The organism is Mameliella sp. MMSF_3455 (assembly GCF_030733205.1).
Classification (GTDB): domain Bacteria; phylum Pseudomonadota; class Alphaproteobacteria; order Rhodobacterales; family Rhodobacteraceae; genus Antarctobacter.
Window position 1 is genome coordinate 104,517 of sequence record NZ_JASHJL010000007.1, and the last position, 18,562, is coordinate 123,078.

The following is an 18,562-nucleotide window of genomic DNA, read 5'->3' on the forward strand; positions in this document are numbered from 1 at the left end:
GATACCTCCCATTCATTCATTTGAATTGGAAGATACCATCTGAACGCGAAACTTCCAGCCGCTTGGCAGGGGCGGATCCTGTCCTGTCCGCTGACCCAATCCCGGCCTACAGGCCGGGGTCTCGTCTCACTCTTGCGTCGTCGCCCGCAGCAGCGTCACATGCGTGTCGCCATAGCGCCGCGTGTCCAGCAGGTCGAAGCCCTCGGGCGCCACCTGCGCCGTCTTTTCTTCCCAGACCACCAGCGCGCCCGGCGCGACCCAGCACTGTGCCCTTGCGGAGGCCAGCGCCTTTTCCCCCAGCGCCTTGCCGTACGGCGGGTCGAGGAAGATCAACTCGCAGGGGATTTCGGCCGGGGGCAGGCGGCTGGCAGTATGCGCGATCAGCCGGGCGCGATCCCCGCAGCCCAGCGACCGGATGTTCTCGCGGATCAGCTTGCCCGCCACGCGCCCGTCATCGACGAATACCGCGCTTTCCGCCCCGCGCGACAGCGCCTCTAGCCCCAGCGCGCCGGTCCCCGCAAAGAGATCCAGCACCCGCGTCCCGTCAAAGGGATCTCCGAAACGGCCGCCGCCCAGCATGTTGAACAGCGCCTCGCGCACGCGGTCGGTGGTGGGGCGCAGATGCGCGCCCGCATCCCCCTTGCCCAGGGCTGCCAGCCGTCGCCCGCGCCAGTCTCCCGCGACGATCCTCACGCCTTGAGCAGTGCCTTGAGGTTCGTTTCCGGATCCGCGACTGCCGCCGGGTCGGGGCTCTTGCCCGCCTCGATCAGGCGTTTGCCCACCATGTAGGACCGGCTGTCGTTCATCGCGTCGACCGCCAACAGGGTGTCGCCGGCATAGTACCAATGCGACCGGGCCTCGCCGTCCTCGCGCACCACGATCCGGTCATAGCCCGCGTTCAGCCCGGCGATCTGCAGCTTGACGTCGTACTGATCCGACCAGAACCAGGGCTTGGCGATGTAGTCGCGCCCGGCACCCATGATGTTGTCGGCCACCAGTTCGCCCATGTCGATGGCATTGCCCACCGATTCCAGCCGCATCCGCTGGCCGTGCTGCGGGAAGGAGGCGCAGTCGCCCGCCGCCCAGATCGCCGGATCGCTGGTCTGGCCCTGCGCGTTGACGGCGATGCCGTTGTCGATCTCCAGCCCGCAGGCCTCGGCGAGGGTGGTGGTGGGGGTGATGCCGACACCGACGATCACGAAATCCACGTCCAGAACGGTGTCGTCGGCCAGTTCCGCGCCAGTGACGCGGGTTTCGCCGATCAGCCGCTTCAGGCCCACGCCCTCGCGCAGGTCCACGCCGCGTGCCGTGTGCAACGCCCGGAACCAGGCCGAGGTCTCGGGTGCCGCGACCCGTTGCAGGATGCGGTCGGCGGCCTCGACCAGCGTCACCTTCAGCCCCAGCTTGGTGCAGACCGCCGCGGCCTCCAGCCCGATATAGCCGCCACCGACAACCAGCACGCGTTTGTCCTCGGTGCAGTCGGGGGCCATCTTGTCCACGTCGCGCAGCGTGCGCACCACGTGCACGCCCTCCAGTTCGCCACCGATGGCGCCGGGCAGGCGGCGCGGGACCGATCCGGTGCACAAGACGCAATGGTCGTAGGAAATCGCCTCTCCGCCGGCGATCACGGTCTTGTCGGCCCGGTCGATGGAGACCGCGGTGTCAGAGGTGCGCAGATCGATGCCGTTTTCGGCGTAGAACGCCTCGGGCCGCAGGAACAGCCGTTCCAACTCCATCTTGCCCAGCAGGTAATCCTTGGACAGCGGCGGGCGCTGGTAGGGCGGCACCGGCTCTTCGCCGATCAGGGTGATCTTGCCCTCGTGCCCTTTGGACCGCAGTCGTGCCACCAGAGAGGCCGCTGCCTGTCCTGCACCGATCACCACGACATCGCTCATATCTCCGCCCTCCGGTTTTCCTTTGCCCGGGACACCCTATAGTCGTGATTCGGAGAAACGCAATTCGCAGGAGCGACAGGACAATGGCAATTTCCGTAGGTGACAGCCTCCCAGAGGCAACTCTGTCCCGTATGGGCGACGAGGGCCCTGAACAGGTCAAGCTGAGCGAGCTGACCAAGGGCCGCAAGGTCGTGATCTTCGGGCTTCCGGGGGCCTTTACCGGGACATGCAGCACCGCCCATGTGCCCAGCTTCATGCGCACCGCCGAAGGATTCGCGAAAAAGGGCGTGGACGCGATCTATTGCCTTTCGGTCAACGATCCTTTCGTCATGGGCGCCTGGGGCAAGGACACCGGCGCCGAAGGCGTGGGCATCGGGATGCTGGGCGATCCCGCGTCCGAATTCACCACCGCCATCGGGATGAATTTTACCGCCCCGCCCGCGGGTCTTTATGAACGGTCCAAGCGCTACGCGATGCTGGTCGAGGACGGCAAGGTTTCTGTCCTGCACCTCGAGGAAAACCCCGGTGTCTGCGAGACCTCGGGCGGCGAGGCGCTGCTGTCCGCGATCTGATCGCGACACGGGAGGCCCGGCACTGGCCCGGGCCTCCCGAAACCTATGTCACAGGCTGTCCAGCTTGCGCGCCAGCTTGGCATCCAGCGCGGAGAGCCCGTCGACGTCATGCGTCGACAGCGTCACCTGCACGGTCTTGTAGACGTTGAACCATTCCGGGTGATGGTTCCATTTTTCCGCCCAGAGCGCCGCGCGGGTCATCCAGGCAAAGGCCTCGGTGAAGTCCTTGAACTGGTAGGTCTTGGTGATCGCGTCGCGTCCCTCGACCATCTCCCAGCCCGCCTCCAGCAGCGGTTCCAGCACGGTCTTGCGGGCGGTATCCGACAGTTTCTCGGTCATTCGTGGTCCTCCTGTCTGTCCTTGCGGAAGGGGCCGAAAGCGGTCAGCACCTCGATGTCCTCGTCCACCGCACGCCGCTCCGCATCCAGGTAGCGCCCCACCGCATCGGCAAAGCCCTGGTCGGCGATCCAGTGCAGTGAATGGCACTGGCGCGGCAGGTATCCGCGCGCCAGCTTGTGTTCGCCCTGCGCCCCGGCCTCGACCGTGGCCAACCCCAGCGCGATGGCCAGGTCGATGGCCTGATAGTAACACGCCTCGAAGTGCAGGCAGGGGTGGTCCTCGATACAGCCCCAGTAGCGGCCATACAGTGCGTCGCGCCCGATAAAGTTCAGCGCTCCGGCCACGGGCCGTCCATCCCGCGTGCACATGACCAGCGCGATGTCGTCGCGCAGGGTCTCATGCGCCGCCTCGAAAAAGGCCCGCGTCAGGTAGGGCGTGCCCCATTTGCGGCTGCCAGTATCCTGGTAAAAGACCCAGAAGGCGTCCCAGTGCTCGGGGCGGATCTGGTCGCCGGTCAGCATCTCGATCTCGCCGCCGAACGCCTGCGCACGGGCGCGTTCCTTGCGGATGTTCTTGCGTTTGCGCGAACTCAGCGAGGCCAGGAAAGCGTCGAAATCCGCGTAGTCGTGGTTCTGCCAGTGGAATTGCTGCGTGGTGCGGCGCAACAGGCCCATTTCCTCGCCCGCGATGGCCTCTGCCTCGGTGCAGAAGGTGACGTGCATCGAGGAAAGACGATTTTCCGCGCCCAGTTGCACCGCCCCCTGAACCAGCGCCGACATGCCCGCAACCTCGTGTCCGGGTTTGGTCAGGAACCGCCGCCCGGTGGCAGGGGTAAAGGGCACGGCGATCTGCAGTTTCGGGTAATAGCGCCCGCCTGCGCCTTCGTAGGCATGGGCCCAGTTGAAATCGAAGATGTATTCGCCCTGGCTGTGGCTCTTGCCGTACATCGGCGCCACGGCGATCGTCTCTTCCCTGTCGCGGACCACCAGGTAGCGCGGGTCCCAGCCGGTGCCCGTCCCGACCGATCCGCTGTCCTCCAGCGCCTTGAGAAAGCGATGGGTGGTGAAGGGATCGTTGGGGCGCCCGCCGTCCGCGGCCTCGGGGCAGGCGCAGGCATCCCAGGTCGCGGCGGCGATCTGGTCCAGCGAAGACAGCACTTCGACGGTCAGGGTGGGGGTCTGGCTTTGATCCGTCATGACATGGCTCAATCTGGCATCCCGCGCGCGCCGATCAAGCCATGTACCCCTCGAAGGTCACATTCTCGGCGACCTGCCGCGCCTGCGCCTCCTCTTCGGGCGATCGGATCGTCCAGCAGAGCACGTTCAGCCCGCGCGCCTTTTGCCGGGCAACCTGCGGATTGGCCAGATCGTGATGGTCGTGGCTGATGAACGCGGCCCCCATCTCCGCGATCCCCGGCATCGCGCGCAGCTCGGCGCGGGCCTCGGCGCCCAGGGTCGGGTGATCCTCGGGCGTGCAGGCGCAGGTGGTCAGCCCGCGTGGGACATCGGGACACAGGCGCGCCATCTCGGCCGCCGAATGCGGGTTGAAGGACATGAAGGCCAGCGGGCCCTGATAGCCCTGCGCGGCCTCGGCCGCGGCGCGTTCCAGCCGCCCCACGTCGGGCCCCATCCGCCCGTCCTGATCCTTGAGTTCCACCAGCAGCGGCACGGCACCGCCGACGATCTCCAGCACCTCGGCGAACAGCGGCACGCCCTCATCCCCGCCCAGCAGGGTCAGGCCCCCAAGCTCGGCGGCGCTGCGTTGCTGGATCGGCCCGCTGGCCCCGGTCAGCCGGGTCAGCGCGTAGTCGTGAAAGACCATCGCCTGCCCGTCTTTCGACATTTGCAGGTCGATCTCGATACCATAGCCCGCCTCCATCGCCGCGCGGATCGCCGCGCGCGAGTTTTCGGGCCGCCCGGACCCGTGCAGGGCCCGGTGGGCAATCGGGCGGTCCAGAAAGGCCGCGGGCAGGGGCACCATCACGCGATCTCGAAGATGCCTTCGATCTCGACGGCGACGCCCAGCGGCAGCGCGGCGGCGGAGACGGCAGAGCGCGAGTGCCGACCGGCATCTCCCAGGATCTCGACCAGCGTATCGCTGGCGCCGTTGATGACCTTGGGCTGGTCGGTGAAATCGTCGGTCGAATTGACGAAGCCGGTCAGCTTGACCACCCGCTTGAGGCGGCTCAGGTCACCACCGCAGGCCGCCTTGACCTGTGCCAGCAGGCTCAGGGCGCAGGCGCGGGCCGCCGCGGCGCCTTCCTCGACGCTCAGTCCGGCGCCCAGTTTGCCGGTGATCAGCCCGTCCGCGTTCATGCTGATCTGTCCCGAGACAAAGACCAGGTTGCCCGACAGGACGTAGGGCACATAGTTGGCGGCGGGGGCCGGCGCGTCGGGCAGGGTCAGGCCCAGTTCGGCCAGGCGGGCGTCGATGGCATTGGTCATGATGCGTTCCTTGTCGGATTTCGCGGCCACGCTAACGGCGCCGCAAACCGGGCGCAAGCACCCTGCGGCGCGCCACCGGGCCGGTCGGAAACCCGCCCGGCCGCAGGTCTCAGCTCTCGCGGAAGGCCTTGGCGAAATAGTCCGTGAAGGGTTTGACCAGGTAGGCCAGCGGCGTGCGGTCCTCGGTGCGGATGAAGGCCTCGACCGGCATGCCGGGGATCAGCGCCGCGTCCTCGGGCAGGCGGTCGATCTCTCCTTCGCTCAGCACGATTTCGGCCCGGTAGTAACGCACGCGCGAGTTCTGGTCCTCGAAGGCATCGGCAGAGATCTGCACGACCCGGCCGAACAGTTCCGGCGTCTCGCGCTGGTCCAGCGAGGAAAAGCGCAGGCTCACTTCCTGGTCGACGAAAAGCTTGTCGATGTGGATCGGTTCGACCTGTGCGGCAATCACCAGCGGACGGTCCTGCGGCACGATGAACAGCACCGGGTCTGCCGGGCGGATGACAGAGCGCGGGGTGAAGATCGTCAGCCCGTAGATCACCCCGCCCACCGGCGCCGTGATGTCGAGCCGGTTGAGCCGTTCGAGAATGGCCTGGCGTTTCTCGGCCAGTTCACGCTGGCGGAACTGCAGGTCGCGCAGGGTGGTGATCGCCTCCTCGCGCCGCTTGGTCTGCAGGCTGAGGATCTGGATGTCGATTTCCGTTATGCGTCCCTCGGCTTGCGCCTTGGAGGCCTTCAGCTCGCCGACCGAACCGGCCAGCCGCGCCTGCTCGCGCTGGAGGGCAAGGATCTCGGGCTGCCGGACAAGGCCCTGTGCCCGCAGCCCTTCCTTGTTGACCAGCTCCTGCTGGATCAGGTCCAGCTGCCGGTCCAGCGCCTCCTGCTGGGCGACGATGCCGACGACCTGATCGGCGATCTGCTCCGAGCGCTTGCGCAGCTGCCCGATCTCGCCCTCGACCGAATCGCGGCGGGCGAAAAAGAGATTGCGCTGACCCTCGACCAGTTCGGCCACTTCGGGATCGGTCTCGGCGCGCTTGAGCACTTCCTCGGCAAAGACGATCTCGTCCTTGCCGTCACGTTCGGCCTGCAGTCGCGCGCGGCGCGACATCATTTCGTAGAGCTGGCCCTCGATGATTGCCAGTTCCGACAGCAGCAGTGTCGGGTCCAGCCGGATCAGCACCTGGCCTTCCTCGACCGTGTCGCCCTCGTCGACAAGGATCTTGGCGACCACGCCGCCGTCGGGATGCTGGACGACCTGGCGGTTCTGGTCGACCTCGATCTGGCCGGAGGCCACAATGGCGCCGGAAATGTTCGTCGTCGCCGCCCAGGTGCCGAACCCACCCACCAGGATCGACAGGCCGATGATCCCGAAGATCATCGGCATGCGCAGGGAAAACTGCTTGTCGGGGTTCATCTGACGCCTCCCGGTCCGGCTTTCTGCAATTGCTGGTGGTTCTTGACCATCGCCTGCAAGACCTCTTCCTTGGGCCCGAAGGCCGCGCGACCACCGTTTTCCAGCATCAGGAGCAGGTCGCATTCCTTGATGGCGGCCGGGCGGTGGGCCATGATCAGCACGATCTTGCCTTCTTCCTTGAAGGTCTTGATCGCCTTGTTCACCGCCTCGGACCCCTCGTTGTCGAGGTTCGAGTTCGGCTCGTCCAGCACCAGCACAACCGGGTCGCCGTACATCGCCCGGGCCAGCCCGATCCGTTGCATCTGGCCGCCCGACAGCCGCCCGCCGGCAGCCGAAACCCTTGTATCATAGCCTTGCGGCAATTTCAGGATCATGTCGTGCGCATCGGCCTTCATCGCCGCCTCGACGACCTTGTCAGCGTCGGGCTGGGGCGACAGGCGGGCGATGTTCTCGGCGATGGTGCCGTCGAACAATGTCACCCGCTGGGGCAGGTAGCCGATGTGCTTGCCCAGCGTCTCGGCGCCGTATTGATCCAGTGATGCCCCGTCGAGCCGGATCTTGCCGCCCGCGGGACGCCAGACCCCGGTCAGGGCGCGCGCCAGCGTGGACTTGCCCGCGCCCGACGGCCCGATCACGCCGCAAGCCTGCCCCGGACCGACGTTGAAGGACACGAGCCGCAGCGCCGCCTGCTGTTCGCCCGGCGCGACGACGGTCAGCTGTTGCACGTCGAGCTTGGCCTTGGGTTTCGGCAGGGCGGTGGGCTTGCCGGCCTCGGGCACCTCGGTCAGGAGCTGGGCGAGGTTGTCCCAGCCCTTGCGCGCCCGCTGTACCAGGGCCCACTGGCCGATCAGCAGTTCGATCGGGGCCAGCGCCCGGCCCATCAGGATCGAGCCGGCGATCATCGCGCCCGGCGTCAGCTCTCCCTGCAGGACGAGGTAGGCGCCCAGGCCCAGCATCGCCGACTGCAGCAGCATCCGGAAGGTCTTGGTGATCGTGGTGAAGGTGCCGGTCAGGTCGGCCGAATGGATCTGTCCCGTCAGCGCCTGCGACCGCGCCTTCATCCAGCGGGTGAAGGCATCGCCGCGCATCCCCAGCGCCTGCACCATCTCCGCCTCCTGCCGGATCTGGTCCGAGGTGCGTTCCGCCTGCATCACGGCGATGTTGGATTTCTGGGTCGGGTTCTTGCTGACCGTCTGGTTGATCAGGGTCACCGCGATCAGGAACAGGCCGCCGCAGATCGCGAGGATGCCCATCCAGGGGTGGAAGATGAAGATCGCGAAGATGAAGAAGGGCGTCCAGGGAATGTCGAAGAAGGCCATCAGCACCGGTGAGGACATCAGCCTCTGGATCGATTCCAGGTCCCGCAGCCCGGTCTGGGCAAGGTCATCGTTCTGGACCGCCGCGCGCCGCAGCACGGCATCGAAGACCCGCAGGTCCAGCGCCGCCTGGAACCGGGCCGCCACCCGCCCCATGATTCGGCCCCGGACGTAGTCCAGCAGACCCATCATCGAATAGAGAAAGACCACCAGCACCGACAGCGCGATCAGCGTGGCCTCGGACCGGGAGCCAAGCACGCGGTCATAGACCTGCAGCATGTACATCGGTCCGGTCAGCATCAGCATGTTGACGAAAAAGCTGAAGATGCCGACAAACCAGTAATATGGCCGGCTTTGCCTGCGGGCTGCCCGCAATTCTTCGCGGCCGGTGTCTTTCTGTGCCATGCTCATAAGCCTGTATCAGCCCTTCGTTGTGTCTTGGGCCGGAATCGGTGACAGTGAACCCCTGTCCCGCCTCTTGTCGCCATTGTGCCACATGGGCGGGGATTCCGGCATCCTTCGTTGGGAACGAGCGGAGATGAAATTACCTACCCTTTTACGGAAGGCGCGAGGCTTTCCCAAGGGATTTGAAGAGGACTGGGGGTTGATGGTGAATTTAAGGCCGGTCGTGGTTCTGACCGTCGCTCTGGGCATCGCGGGGTGTTCCGTCCCCGGACCCGAGGTCGCGCCGGGGGGCATCCACGACCCCTACGAGACGCGGAACCGCAAGGTACACGATTTCAACAAGAAGGTCGACAAGACCTTTTTCAGCGGAGACGGTCCGGGCTACGCCGAGACGGTGCCGCCCTTCGTGCAGGATCGCGTTTCGAGTTTCGCCGACACGGTGTCGCTGCCGCAGACCGTGGTCAACCAGTTGATGCAGGGCCGCCTGTTGCGGGCGACCAGCAACACCATGCGTTTCACGCTGAACGCCACCATCGGAATCGGCGGCTTGTTCGACGTGGCCAACGAATGGGGCCTCAAGCCGGACGAGACCGATTTCGGCGAAACGCTGGCGGTCTGGGGCGTGCCGGAGGGCGCCTACCTCGAGGTGCCCCTGCTGGGCCCGTCGACCGAGCGGGATACCGCCGGTGACATCGTCGACCTTTTCACCGATCCATTGAAATATGTCGTTCCGACTCCAGATCGATATGCCGGGACCGTCGCCAAGGCCATCGACAAGTTCGGCGAGCGCAGCCAGTTCGGCGGCACGGTCGATTCGGTCCTCTACGACAGTGCCGACAGCTATACCCAGCTGCGGTTGATCTACCTGCAACAGCGCCGTTACGAGCTCGGCGAAGAGGCACCGGGGGGCGATTTTGATCCCTTCGCCGTCGATACAGAAGGTTTCTAAGAGGAGTCCCGTGATGACCCATCTCAACCGTCGCCATTTCATCGCGGCGGGCGCGGCCCTGGCCGCGATGCCCGCCATGCCCGCCCTTGCCCTGACCGGCCAGCAGGCGGCGAACCTCGTGCACAACCTCGTGAACGAGATCAACGCGGTCATCGCCTCGGGCAAATCCGGGGCGTCGATGTATCGCGACTTCGAGCGGATCTTCAAGAAATACGGCGACACGCCCCTGATCGCCGCCAACGTGCTGGGCGTTGCCGCGCGCCGCGCCAGCAACGCGCAGCGCAAGGCCTTTACCGATGCCTTCACCGGCTACATCGCGCGCAAGTACGGCAAGCGGTTCCGCGAGTTCCAGGGCGGGCGCATCGAGGTGCAGTCGGTCCATGCGATCAGCCGCGGCTACGAGGTGCGCTGCGTGGCCCACATGAGCGGGTCCAAGACGCTGGAAACCGCCTTCCGGGTCTCGAACTCGAACCGCTTCTACAACCTGTTCGTGGAAGGCGCCGACATGCTGCTGTCCGAAAAGGAAGAGATCGGCGCCATGCTGGATGCCCGCCGTGGCAACATCGACCAGCTGATCGCCGACCTGCGTCGGGCTGGCTGACCCGCGCCCACGCGTCTTGCCCACGAAATGACAACGGGCCGGTCCCCAAGGGGCCGGCCCTTTGCATCAATTGATGCAGTGCGGAACCGAGAGCCGTTCCGGACAGCCCGATGACAAGAAACCATCTCCCGAAGAAAACTTTGGGGAATGGTTGCGATGAATGTCGGCTATGCGGGACCTTCCTGCCATTCGCTGCAACGGCTCGATCCGTGCCGCGCTTGCGAGACGTTTGGTTGAAGGGCGGACAGCAGACCTTCGCCGCACGTGCAAAAAACGCTTCTTGAACGCCTAAGCAGACACTGTGTGCCAAGGCCGATCTTCAGCCCCCCTCGTTATCAGAACTCCAGCACGGCGTCATCTGACGGGATGGACAGGCGCTCGGTCATGCCATTGGTCTTACCGAAGGCGTGCAGATCGGCCCGGCTCAAGACGCAGTGGTTCACGGTCTTCATGTGACTGGCCACCATTTGGGCCTCGGGCGCAGCGTCGTGGACCGATCTGCGCGGGAGCCAGATGCCCCAAACAGACTGCGGGTCGTTCGCGCTTACGCGCCAACCAATGTAAGTCCGAGCTGTTCTCTCGCTTCCTCTACCGTGGCCACACGACGTCCATGCGAGTGAACTATCTCTGCTGCAATGGAAACAAGCGCTGCATTCGATGGCGCGAGGGTTTCGCGGTCAAGGCGGATGTTGTCCTCGAGCCCGGTGCGTAGGTGCCCGCCGGCCGCGGCAGCCCAGTGGTTCAACTCGATCTGGTGTCGCCCGATTCCTGCGGCGCACCACTGTGCCTCGGGCCCGAACAGCGTCTTTAGAGTCTCGACGTAGAAATCGAAGACACGGCGATCTGCGGGCATGGCGTTCCGGACCCCCATTACGAACTGGACATACGGTTTGGCTGGCAAGAGCCCGCGGTCGCGAAGGCGGCGCGCCTGGTAGATGTGCGACAGATCGAAGGCCTCGATCTCGGGGATGACGCCGTAGGCCTTCATCTCGCCCGCCAGCCAGTCCACCAGGTCCGGCGGGTTTTCGTAAACGCGCGTCGGGAAGTTGTTGGAGCCCACGGACAGCGATGCCATGTCGGGCCGAAGCGGCAACATGGCGCCCCGCGTCCGTCCTGCGCCCGAACGCCCTCCGGTCGAAAGCTGGACGATCATGCCGGGGCAATGCCGCTCGATACCCTCCTTCAAACGGGCGAACCGCTCGGGATCCGAGGTCGGGGTGCCGTCGTGGTCGCGGACGTGACAATGCGCGATGCTCGCCCCGGCCTCGAAAGCAGCATGGGTGCTTTCGACCTGTTCCGCGATGGTGATTGGTACTGCGGGGTTGTCCGCCTTGGTCGGAACTGAGCCCGTGATCGCAACACAGATGATGGCCGGCGTTGTCATGGCATCCGCTCCAACGCTTCTACGAAGAAGGGGCGGAAGCCCTCGGGGTGTTCGCTCATTGGGAAATGACCGAGTTCATCCATAACCGACAGTGTTGCACCGGCTATGGCGTCTGCCGTGCGCCGCGCGTCCTCGGGCGTGCAGGTCAGGTCATAGGCCCCTACCAAAAAATGCACCGGCGTGCGCGTGGTGTCGATCTGACCGAGCCGCCCGACGAGGCTATCGTCCTGCGTGTAGAAGCTCAGATCACCGCGGAACACGCCCGGGCCGCTGGCCATGAACATCCACAGCGTCGCCCAGCGATCGGCAAGTGGCGCATGAGGCGAGATGTTGGTGGACACCAGCGCTGCCCCCATTTCGCCGCCGTGGGCGTCGGGGCGGTCGAACCAATCGATGTCATACCAGGCGGGCTGGAAATCCGATGCCTCGATGGCGATGAACCCCGAAAACCGCTCGGGATGCAGCGCTGCCAGTTGCAGCGCGATGCGCCCGCCCATGGAGCAGCCCGCAAGAATGGGCCGGTCGAGTCCCAGTGCATCGACCATCGCCAGAACGGTGTCGATGTACCCCTCTGTCGTTAGCAGGTACTCTTCAGTCTGGAAGCCGTCGGGCGGCAGGGATTTGCCGTGCCAGGGCATGTCGAAGGCGATCAGCCTGTTTGCACCCGTCACGTCTGCATCGTTCATTAGGTGCCGCCATTGGCCGGTGTGGGCCCCGGCGGTGTGCAGACACAGCACCGGGCGGCCTTCTCCGGCTTCCTCAAAGTAGATGCGATGGCGACGTCCGGCGATCTCGACGTGGGCATAGCGTCCGGTGATCTGTTCGATGCTCATGCCGCGCCCTCCACCTGGCCGCGCGGCAGGGCCAGAACCTCTTTTAGGAAACGCAGATTCTTCACCAGCACGAGGATGTCGCCCACGATTTCGGCGCGGCCGATCTTGACCAGCCCGAAGAGGTCGTGAAAGCCCGGCTCTGGCAACGGCTGCCAGAAGCGTGCCATGGCGTCGGCGTCGGTCAGCAGGCCTACGCGATAGGGGACCTTTTTCGACGGGCCGCGCCGGATCCGGGCCAGCGTGCCACGGTCGAACTCCAGGTAGAACTCGTCGTCGCCGATCCGCAGCAGCACCGTCTCAGAGAATAACCGGCCCAGCCGCGCCAGATCCGGGCGCGCGACCAGTCGCGCCTCCATCACGTCCAGAAACCTCTGCACTCTCACCCCCTCTTGGCTATCTGCGGGGCAAGCTGTGCGCACAGGGCCTGTTGCACAATGACGCGCGGGGTATCGCTTGATACCATCGCGAAGGTATCAAGCGATACCTCCCGCTCTATTGGCGCACTGCAGCGTTCGGTGAAGGATCGGGGCAGCCCACGAACCGCGTTGCTTGAGGAGGAAACGCCGATGTCCAAGGTCACCATCGAAAATATCACCGAAGTTGTCACAGCCGCTCTGGGAGAGAACGGCGAGATCGACGCCCGCCAGCGCGAGATCATGACCTCGCTGGTCAAGCACCTGCACGGTTTCTGTAAGGACGTGAAGCTGCAACACCACGAGTTCATCGGCGCCTGCCAGTACCTCGCCCGCGCCGGAGCGGTCTGCGACGGCGGTCGGCAGGAGTTCATCCTGCTGGGGGATATCCTGGGGGTCGAAGTGCTGGTCGACATGCTGTCGAACCCGGTCAGCGGCAACGAGAGCGAGTCCACAGTACTGGGGCCCTTCTACCGCGAAAACCCGCCGGTCCTGCCGAAGGGCGCGTCGACCGTTCTGAAGGATTACCCGGATCAGGAAACCGTCTATTTCGAAGGCCATATCCGCGACGCGGACGGCTCGCCGCTGGCCGGTGCCATAATCGACGTGTGGGAGGATGCGCCCAACGGACTTTATGAAAACCACGACCCGGATCAGCCCGATTTCAACCTGCGCGGCCGCTTCGAGACCGATGAGAACGGGCACTATGCCTTCCGCGCGTTGCGCCCGGTCGACTATCCGATCCCCGACAACGAGACCGCGGGCGAGCTCTTGCGCTACATGGGGCACCACCCGATGCGCCCAGGTCACATGCACTTCATCATTTCGAAGGACGGATACCGTCCGCTGATCAGCCAGATCTACGACAGCACTTCGCCCTATCTCGACAATGACAGCGTCTTTGCGGTCAAGGAGAGCCTGGTGGGCGAATTCCGCAAAGCCGCGCCCGAACTGAATACGGACCTGCACGTGGATTTCGACTTCGTGCTGGCCCGTGAAAGCGCCACGGACCGCATCGCGGCGGAATGATCTTCCCTGTCGGGCCGGGTTTCCGGCCTGGCGATGTGATGCCTCCGGGTCCGCCCGGAGGCTTCCTTTTTTGCCGCGGAGCGGCAAAGGATGTCGGGGGAGGAAAGACATGAACTTGAAACAGCTTGGCTATTTCGTCGCCGTCGCCGAAGAATTGCATTTCGGCCGCGCCGCCGAGCGGCTGGACATGGCGCAGCCGCCTCTGTCTCGCCAGATCAAGCAGCTCGAGGACGACCTGGGCGCGATCCTTTTCAACCGCGGCCGACGGGCCGTCAGCCTGACCCAGGCCGGAGAACGCCTGCTGAAGCGTGGCCGCGCACTGATCGCCGATCTCGACGACCTGCGGCTCGAGATCCGGCGGCTCGGCCAAGGGGCCGAGGGGCGGCTCAGGATCGGCTTCGTGGGATCGTCGACCTACGGCATCTTGCCCAACATCATCAAGTCTTACCGGGCGCACTTTCCCGAGGTGAGCCTGACGCTCTCGCCGATGAACAATGCGCAGCTGCATCGGTCGCTGGTCCAGCGCGAGATCGATATCGCCTTTGCCCGGCCGGAACTGGGTGATGCGGAATTCGTCACGCGGCACCTGCAGACCGAGGCCCTGATCGCCGCCGTGCCCGACACGCTGACCACACGATTATCGCAGACGATCAGCCTTGAAGAGATCGCGCCGCACGCCGTGATCCTCTACCCCGAATATCCGCGTCCGTCCTATGCGGACCTGGTGCTCGATGGCTGTGCCGCGCAAGGGCTGGAGATCACTAACCGAATCTTCACGATGGACTTGCAAACCGCGCTGAGCCTCGTTGCCATCGGCGAGGGGATCTGTATTGTCCCCGCCTCGGTCGGCAGCGCGGCCCGCAATGGCCTCCGTTACTGCATCATCGAGCCAAGCATTGGCGACACGGCGCTGTCGCTCAATCACCGCGTCGATGAACAGGGCCAGCATGTGCAGGCGTTCGTCAGGATCGCGCAGAGCGTCGCGCGCAAGACCTTCTGAAGCGTCAGCCCGCTGCGTGGACCCGGGGACCGCGATCCCGACGGAACTCTGCGATACGGTCGGGGTCCAGCTCGATACCAAGGCCGGGGCCCTCAGGCACATGCACCGCAAATTCGGAATACCGGATCGGATCGGCGAGGATCTCGTGCCGCAGCAGCAAGGGTCCGAACAGCTCGGAGCCCCATTGCAAAGTCGGGACGGTCGAAAACAGCTGAAGCGCCGCTGCCGTTCCTACACCGGCTTCCAGCATCGTTCCGGCATAGAGCCCGATACCGGTAGCCTGCGCGATGGACGCGACTTCCGCGGCGCGTTTCATGCCGCCTGACTGGGCGATCTTCACCGCAAACACGTCGGCGGCCCCTCCGGATGCAACGAGCATCGCGTCTTCCGGCCCCTGGAGGGCTTCGTCGGCCATGACGCGGATCTCGTAGCCCTTTGTCAGCCGCTTGAGTCCGGAGAGGTGACGCGCATCGATCGGTTGCTCAACGAGTTCGACACCGATCTCCTGCAGGCCGCGCAGGCCCCATCGCGCATCGTCGAGAGACCACGCCTGGTTCACATCGACCCGCAGTGACACCGCATCGCCAAGCGCAGCACGAATTGCGCCGACATGGGCGACATCGTCACGAACCGCACGCTTGCCGATCTTCAGTTTGAAGATGTTGTGCCGCCGACGCTCCAGCATGTCCTGCGCCTCGACGATGTCGGTCTCGGAATTGCCCGAGGCGAGCGTCCAGGCCACGGGCATGGCGTCGCGGACCGGCCCGCCGAACAATTGCGCGACCGACACGCCGAGCCGCCGCGCCAGACCGTCCCACAGGGCTGTTTCGACCGCGCAGCGCGCGATCGGGTTTCCCTTGACGGTCCTCTGCATGATCTCGGTCGCCGCGATTATCCGGTCTGCATCACAGCCTTGGAGAGCAGGCGCAATGTAGGTGTCGATCGCCAGTCTGATGCTCTCCGGGCTTTCCGGGCCGTAGCTCATTCCCCCGATTGACGTGCCTTCGCCCAGCCCGACGGATCCGTCCGAAAAGCGTATGCGCACCAGCACCACCGACTGCACCATCATCGTGGTCATGGACAGGACATGCCCGCGGATCGTGGGCAGGTCGATCAATGTGGTTTCTATGCGGTCAATCGTGATCAAGGGGAGTATCCTTGTTCTGAGTTGTTCACGGCGTCGCCCCGAGGGCCTGAGATACGCGTCCATCAGGACGGATAATGCAGGATCTCCAGCCCGCCGGTAGCAAAGTTCGTGGTATCGGCCTTGGCCCTTTCGCCCGCGTCCGAATTCAATGCCGCGCCCATGGCATCGGCGCTGTCGAAATCGGCCTCGAACTTGGCGGCATAGGCGCCGGGCCCATCGGGACCGGACAGGTCGAGAGAATACCGCAGATTCTGCGCACCGGGCAGTGCCTGCGCCAGCGGCAGGTGCGTTTCCTCATAGTAGCGACGAAAATGGGCCGGGTCCTCGGGCTGTCCGTAAAGCACCATCAGGGTGTGCATGATCGCTTCCTCCTCAGCCGGCCTTTGCCAGTGGCGCGTCGGCATGTTCGGCGGTGGTGAATTCCTCTTTGAAGGTCCGGCGCGGAGGCATGCGGCGACGTTTCAGTGCCTTGCCCGCGGCCTGCACCATGGCGGGCGGGCCGCAGAGGTAGGCCGACATGCCCTTGCAGCTCTTGAAGTCCTCCAGGACGCAATCCGTCACCATCCCGCAGCGCCCGTCCCAGGTGTCTTCGGACAGGCAGGGGCGGTAGTGAAAATTCGGATGCCTGTCAGCCAACGCTTCGAAAAACTCGCCGTCGTAGAGGTCTGCCGCGCCGCGCCCGCCATGGTAAAGCCAGATCTCGGGGATCAGCCCTTCGGCCAGGGCATGCTGCACGATTGATTTCATTGGCGCGAGGCCGGTGCCCCCTGCGATCAGGATGGCCGGGTCGTCCTGCGGGCGGAACAGGCCGAAATTGCCCAAGGGCCCCTTCAGTTCGACGCGATCGCCCACGGCAGCCCTGCGAAACAACCACTGATCGGTGGCAATACCGCCCTCGGTGCGCTTGAGGTGGAACTCCAACCGCCGGGTCTCGGATGGCGGGTTGGCCATGGAATATTGCCGCCATGCAGAGGTGCCGGGCACCTTGATTTCGGCATATTGCCCGGCGAGGAAGGTCATGTCGTCGTCCAATTCGATCACCAGCCGGCGCGTGTCGCGGGCAATATCCTCCAGCACCGCGATCCGGCCTGCCACGTCGCGCAACGGGTGATGAACGACGTCGTCCTCGACGGCGGTGATCGGTTCGATCACCATGTCGCTTTTCGCGCGGGCCTGACAGCCCAGCAGCAGCCCCTGCGCGCGCTCTTCCTCAGTCAGGGTCGACAGCGGCGCGTTGCCGTGGTCGAACTCCCCCGATTCCACGCGGCACTTGCAGCTGCCGCAGGTGCCTTGGGTGCAATTGTGTGGCAGCCAGACGCCGTCACGAAGGAAGGCGTCGAGCAGCGGTTGATCCGGCTCCGCCCGGGCGGTCTTGCCCAGGCTCTTCAGTTTAACGTCGAATGCCATCGGTCCGTCCTCCTCACACTTCCCAGGTCGCGTGCAGTTCCTTCGGGCCGCGGAAACCCCAACCCCAGAAGTCGATCTCGTGGCTGAGGTCGCGCTCAAGGTTCGGGATCACTTCGAACAGCTCTTCCAGGCCAATCCGGCAGACCTCTGAGGCGAAGTAGGTGCCTGCGCAGGCATGCGGCCCGGCGCCGAAAGCGATATGCGGGACCGGCGGGCGGTCCATGTCGAAATCCGACGGCGCATTGTAGTCGTTCACGTCATGGTTGGCCGACCCGTAGGAGAGCATCACCACGGATCCCGCAGGCAGGAACGTGCCCGCGACGGTCGTGTCGCGCTGGTTCTGCCGCGCCACGGCCGACCAGATCGGCGAGGTCCAGCGAAGGCTTTCGCCGATGGCCCGGCGGATCAGTGCGGGGTCGTCGATCACCCGGTCGTACTGGTCGGGCCGCGTCCAGAGCCCGGCAATGGTCGAGGCCATGGCGTGCCCAGGCTCCTGCATTGCGCCGAGCAGGAACACGAACAGCGTCGGATAGATGCGTTCGCGGTCGCGGGTCTTGCCCTCGGGCATGCCATCATGCAGCCAATGCGACAGGGCGCTGTCGTCGGGGTGCTTTTCCCAGTGGTCGAGCAGCGGATCGACGACCTCGCGGATCTCGGCGCGGGCCTCGTCGCCGGGGGTGAACCCCTCGGGGTTGGCCCACTCGCCCTTGTCGTCCACGGCGGCGTTGGTGAACGATACGCTCAATTTGTGAAACCATTCGCGCAGCTTGTCCGAGCTGACCGATTGCAGGCCCAGAAGGTCGCCCAGAGATCGCACGCTGACCGGCTCGCAAAAGGTCTCCACAAGGTCGGCCGCGCCCTTGTCTTCGATCGCCTCGACGTAGCGGCGGGCGATCGGGCGAACCAGGTCCTCGACATAGCGATCGACTTCCGCCGGCTGCAGGGCCGGGTCGACCATGCACCGCAACTCCTTGTGTTCGGCGCCGTTGACGTTCAGCACGTTGGGGTGCCCGAAGGTGCGCCCGCCAGCGGGCGAGATGAAGCCGTGCCAGTTGTCGCCGTCGCTTGCGATTTCACGGCACGCTTCCTTGGTGGAGGCGACGTGCAGCCCCAGGGCAGGGATGAAGGCGACCGGTGCCTCTTTGCGCAGTCGCTCGTAGATCGGGTAAGGGTCGCGCTCCAGCTCGGGCACTGTGATCTCGGCGATCCAGTCCGGAACGTTCGGTATCTGCGTGTTGCCATCCATCGCGTCAGCGCCTCCTCCGCGCCCCCTCGCAACATCCGTCGGCACATGCCCGGTCGATCGAACGAGGGTAAAGTTGCATCCTCCCGGGCGTCAAAACCCGTTGAGGAGAAGGTACCTGACGGGCGGCTTGGCGAAAGGTATTGGTCAATACTCGCGGCAGGCTCCAGC

Annotated in this window: 20 protein-coding genes; 5 read left to right on the forward strand and 15 right to left on the reverse strand. The window is 65.1% G+C overall.

Translation table 11 applies throughout. The annotated features are described in order from the left end of the window. Nucleotides 1-126 precede the first annotated feature (126 nt). Both rsmD and RBB42_RS07015 read right to left on the reverse strand, forming a co-directional pair. The gene (gene rsmD / locus RBB42_RS07010; RefSeq protein ID WP_305969217.1) at nucleotides 127-693 is read right to left on the reverse strand and encodes a 16S rRNA (guanine(966)-N(2))-methyltransferase RsmD; all 567 of its coding nucleotides are present in this window, start codon (nucleotides 691-693) and stop codon (nucleotides 127-129) included. Further along, complete coding sequence (locus RBB42_RS07015; protein ID WP_305969216.1) at nucleotides 690-1,895, reverse strand: NAD(P)/FAD-dependent oxidoreductase; 1,206 nt, start codon at nucleotides 1,893-1,895, stop codon at nucleotides 690-692. Before RBB42_RS07015 ends, rsmD begins: the two co-directional genes overlap by 4 nt. Nucleotides 1,896-1,978: 83 nt before the next feature. Here RBB42_RS07015 and RBB42_RS07020 point away from each other — a divergent pair, with 83 nt between their 5' ends. Continuing rightward, complete coding sequence (locus tag RBB42_RS07020) at nucleotides 1,979-2,467, forward strand: peroxiredoxin (RefSeq protein WP_305969215.1); 489 nt, start codon at nucleotides 1,979-1,981, stop codon at nucleotides 2,465-2,467. Nucleotides 2,468-2,515: 48 nt separating this feature from the next. Here RBB42_RS07020 and RBB42_RS07025 read toward each other — a convergent pair whose 3' ends face one another. The 6 genes from RBB42_RS07025 to RBB42_RS07050 form a co-directional block, all read right to left on the reverse strand. After that, complete coding sequence (locus tag RBB42_RS07025) at nucleotides 2,516-2,806, reverse strand: 4a-hydroxytetrahydrobiopterin dehydratase (protein ID WP_305969214.1); 291 nt, start codon at nucleotides 2,804-2,806, stop codon at nucleotides 2,516-2,518. Continuing rightward, nucleotides 2,803-4,002 carry a GNAT family N-acetyltransferase gene (locus tag RBB42_RS07030; RefSeq protein WP_305969213.1) on the reverse strand — a complete coding sequence of 400 codons (1,200 nt, stop codon included), beginning with the start codon at nucleotides 4,000-4,002 and terminating at the stop codon, nucleotides 2,803-2,805. The genes RBB42_RS07025 and RBB42_RS07030 overlap by 4 nt, the downstream gene beginning before the upstream one ends. A 34-nt stretch (nucleotides 4,003-4,036) precedes the next feature. Continuing rightward, nucleotides 4,037-4,786 carry a glycerophosphodiester phosphodiesterase family protein gene (locus RBB42_RS07035; RefSeq protein ID WP_305969212.1) on the reverse strand — a complete coding sequence of 250 codons (750 nt, stop codon included), beginning with the start codon at nucleotides 4,784-4,786 and terminating at the stop codon, nucleotides 4,037-4,039. Further along, on the reverse strand, nucleotides 4,786-5,250 hold the full coding sequence (locus tag RBB42_RS07040; RefSeq protein WP_043142615.1) for a RidA family protein: 465 nt from the start codon (nucleotides 5,248-5,250) through the stop codon (nucleotides 4,786-4,788). The genes RBB42_RS07035 and RBB42_RS07040 overlap by 1 nt, the downstream gene beginning before the upstream one ends. Before the next feature lie 109 nt (nucleotides 5,251-5,359). After that, a complete protein-coding gene (locus RBB42_RS07045) occupies nucleotides 5,360-6,664 on the reverse strand; it encodes an HlyD family type I secretion periplasmic adaptor subunit (RefSeq protein ID WP_305969211.1) in 1,305 nt (434 codons plus the stop codon). Beyond that, nucleotides 6,661-8,391 (reverse strand): type I secretion system permease/ATPase, encoded by a 1,731-nt coding sequence (locus RBB42_RS07050; protein WP_305969210.1) that lies wholly within the window; start codon nucleotides 8,389-8,391, stop codon nucleotides 6,661-6,663. Before RBB42_RS07050 ends, RBB42_RS07045 begins: the two co-directional genes overlap by 4 nt. 196 nt (nucleotides 8,392-8,587) lie before the next feature. Here RBB42_RS07050 and RBB42_RS07055 point away from each other — a divergent pair, with 196 nt between their 5' ends. Further along, nucleotides 8,588-9,334, forward strand: a complete 747-nt coding sequence (locus tag RBB42_RS07055) for an MlaA family lipoprotein (RefSeq protein WP_305969209.1) — start codon at nucleotides 8,588-8,590, stop codon at nucleotides 9,332-9,334. Between the two features lie 13 nt (nucleotides 9,335-9,347). Then, entirely contained in the window at nucleotides 9,348-9,935 is a 588-nt protein-coding gene (locus RBB42_RS07060; protein ID WP_305969208.1) for an MlaC/ttg2D family ABC transporter substrate-binding protein, read from the forward strand. 544 nt (nucleotides 9,936-10,479) lie between these two features. On the opposite strand, the gene RBB42_RS07065 is transcribed toward RBB42_RS07060, so the two are convergent. The 3 genes from RBB42_RS07065 to RBB42_RS07075 are packed head-to-tail and all read right to left on the reverse strand — an operon-like array spanning nucleotide 10,480 to nucleotide 12,529. Further along, nucleotides 10,480-11,319 (reverse strand): 3-oxoadipate:acetyl-CoA acetyltransferase, encoded by an 840-nt coding sequence (locus RBB42_RS07065; RefSeq protein WP_305969207.1) that lies wholly within the window; start codon nucleotides 11,317-11,319, stop codon nucleotides 10,480-10,482. Then, complete coding sequence (locus RBB42_RS07070; protein WP_305969206.1) at nucleotides 11,316-12,152, reverse strand: alpha/beta fold hydrolase; 837 nt, start codon at nucleotides 12,150-12,152, stop codon at nucleotides 11,316-11,318. The genes RBB42_RS07065 and RBB42_RS07070 overlap by 4 nt, the downstream gene beginning before the upstream one ends. Further along, nucleotides 12,149-12,529: a hypothetical protein gene (locus tag RBB42_RS07075; RefSeq protein WP_305969205.1), complete on the reverse strand. Its 381-nt coding sequence runs from the start codon at nucleotides 12,527-12,529 to the stop codon at nucleotides 12,149-12,151. The genes RBB42_RS07070 and RBB42_RS07075 overlap by 4 nt, the downstream gene beginning before the upstream one ends. A 189-nt stretch (nucleotides 12,530-12,718) precedes the next feature. Between RBB42_RS07075 and RBB42_RS07080 the strand changes: the two genes are divergently transcribed. Continuing rightward, nucleotides 12,719-13,594, forward strand: coding sequence for a dioxygenase family protein (locus RBB42_RS07080; protein ID WP_305969204.1), 876 nt, complete (start codon nucleotides 12,719-12,721; stop codon nucleotides 13,592-13,594). A 109-nt stretch (nucleotides 13,595-13,703) separates the two neighbouring features. Beyond that, a complete protein-coding gene (locus tag RBB42_RS07085) occupies nucleotides 13,704-14,594 on the forward strand; it encodes a LysR family transcriptional regulator (RefSeq protein WP_305969203.1) in 891 nt (296 codons plus the stop codon). Between the two features lie 4 nt (nucleotides 14,595-14,598). On the opposite strand, the gene RBB42_RS07090 is transcribed toward RBB42_RS07085, so the two are convergent. Genes RBB42_RS07090 through RBB42_RS07105 form a run of 4 tightly spaced genes read right to left on the reverse strand, consistent with a single transcriptional unit; the run spans nucleotide 14,599 to nucleotide 18,394 of the window. Further along, on the reverse strand, nucleotides 14,599-15,804 hold the full coding sequence (locus RBB42_RS07090) for a muconate cycloisomerase family protein (protein WP_305969202.1): 1,206 nt from the start codon (nucleotides 15,802-15,804) through the stop codon (nucleotides 14,599-14,601). Continuing rightward, nucleotides 15,804-16,100, reverse strand: coding sequence for an EthD family reductase (locus RBB42_RS07095; protein ID WP_305969201.1), 297 nt, complete (start codon nucleotides 16,098-16,100; stop codon nucleotides 15,804-15,806). The genes RBB42_RS07090 and RBB42_RS07095 overlap by 1 nt, the downstream gene beginning before the upstream one ends. 13 nt (nucleotides 16,101-16,113) lie before the next feature. After that, a complete protein-coding gene (locus RBB42_RS07100) occupies nucleotides 16,114-17,148 on the reverse strand; it encodes an NADH:ubiquinone reductase (Na(+)-transporting) subunit F (RefSeq protein ID WP_305969200.1) in 1,035 nt (344 codons plus the stop codon). Between the two features lie 13 nt (nucleotides 17,149-17,161). Then, nucleotides 17,162-18,394: a cytochrome P450 gene (locus RBB42_RS07105; RefSeq protein WP_305969199.1), complete on the reverse strand. Its 1,233-nt coding sequence runs from the start codon at nucleotides 18,392-18,394 to the stop codon at nucleotides 17,162-17,164. Nucleotides 18,395-18,562: the final 168 nt, after the last annotated feature.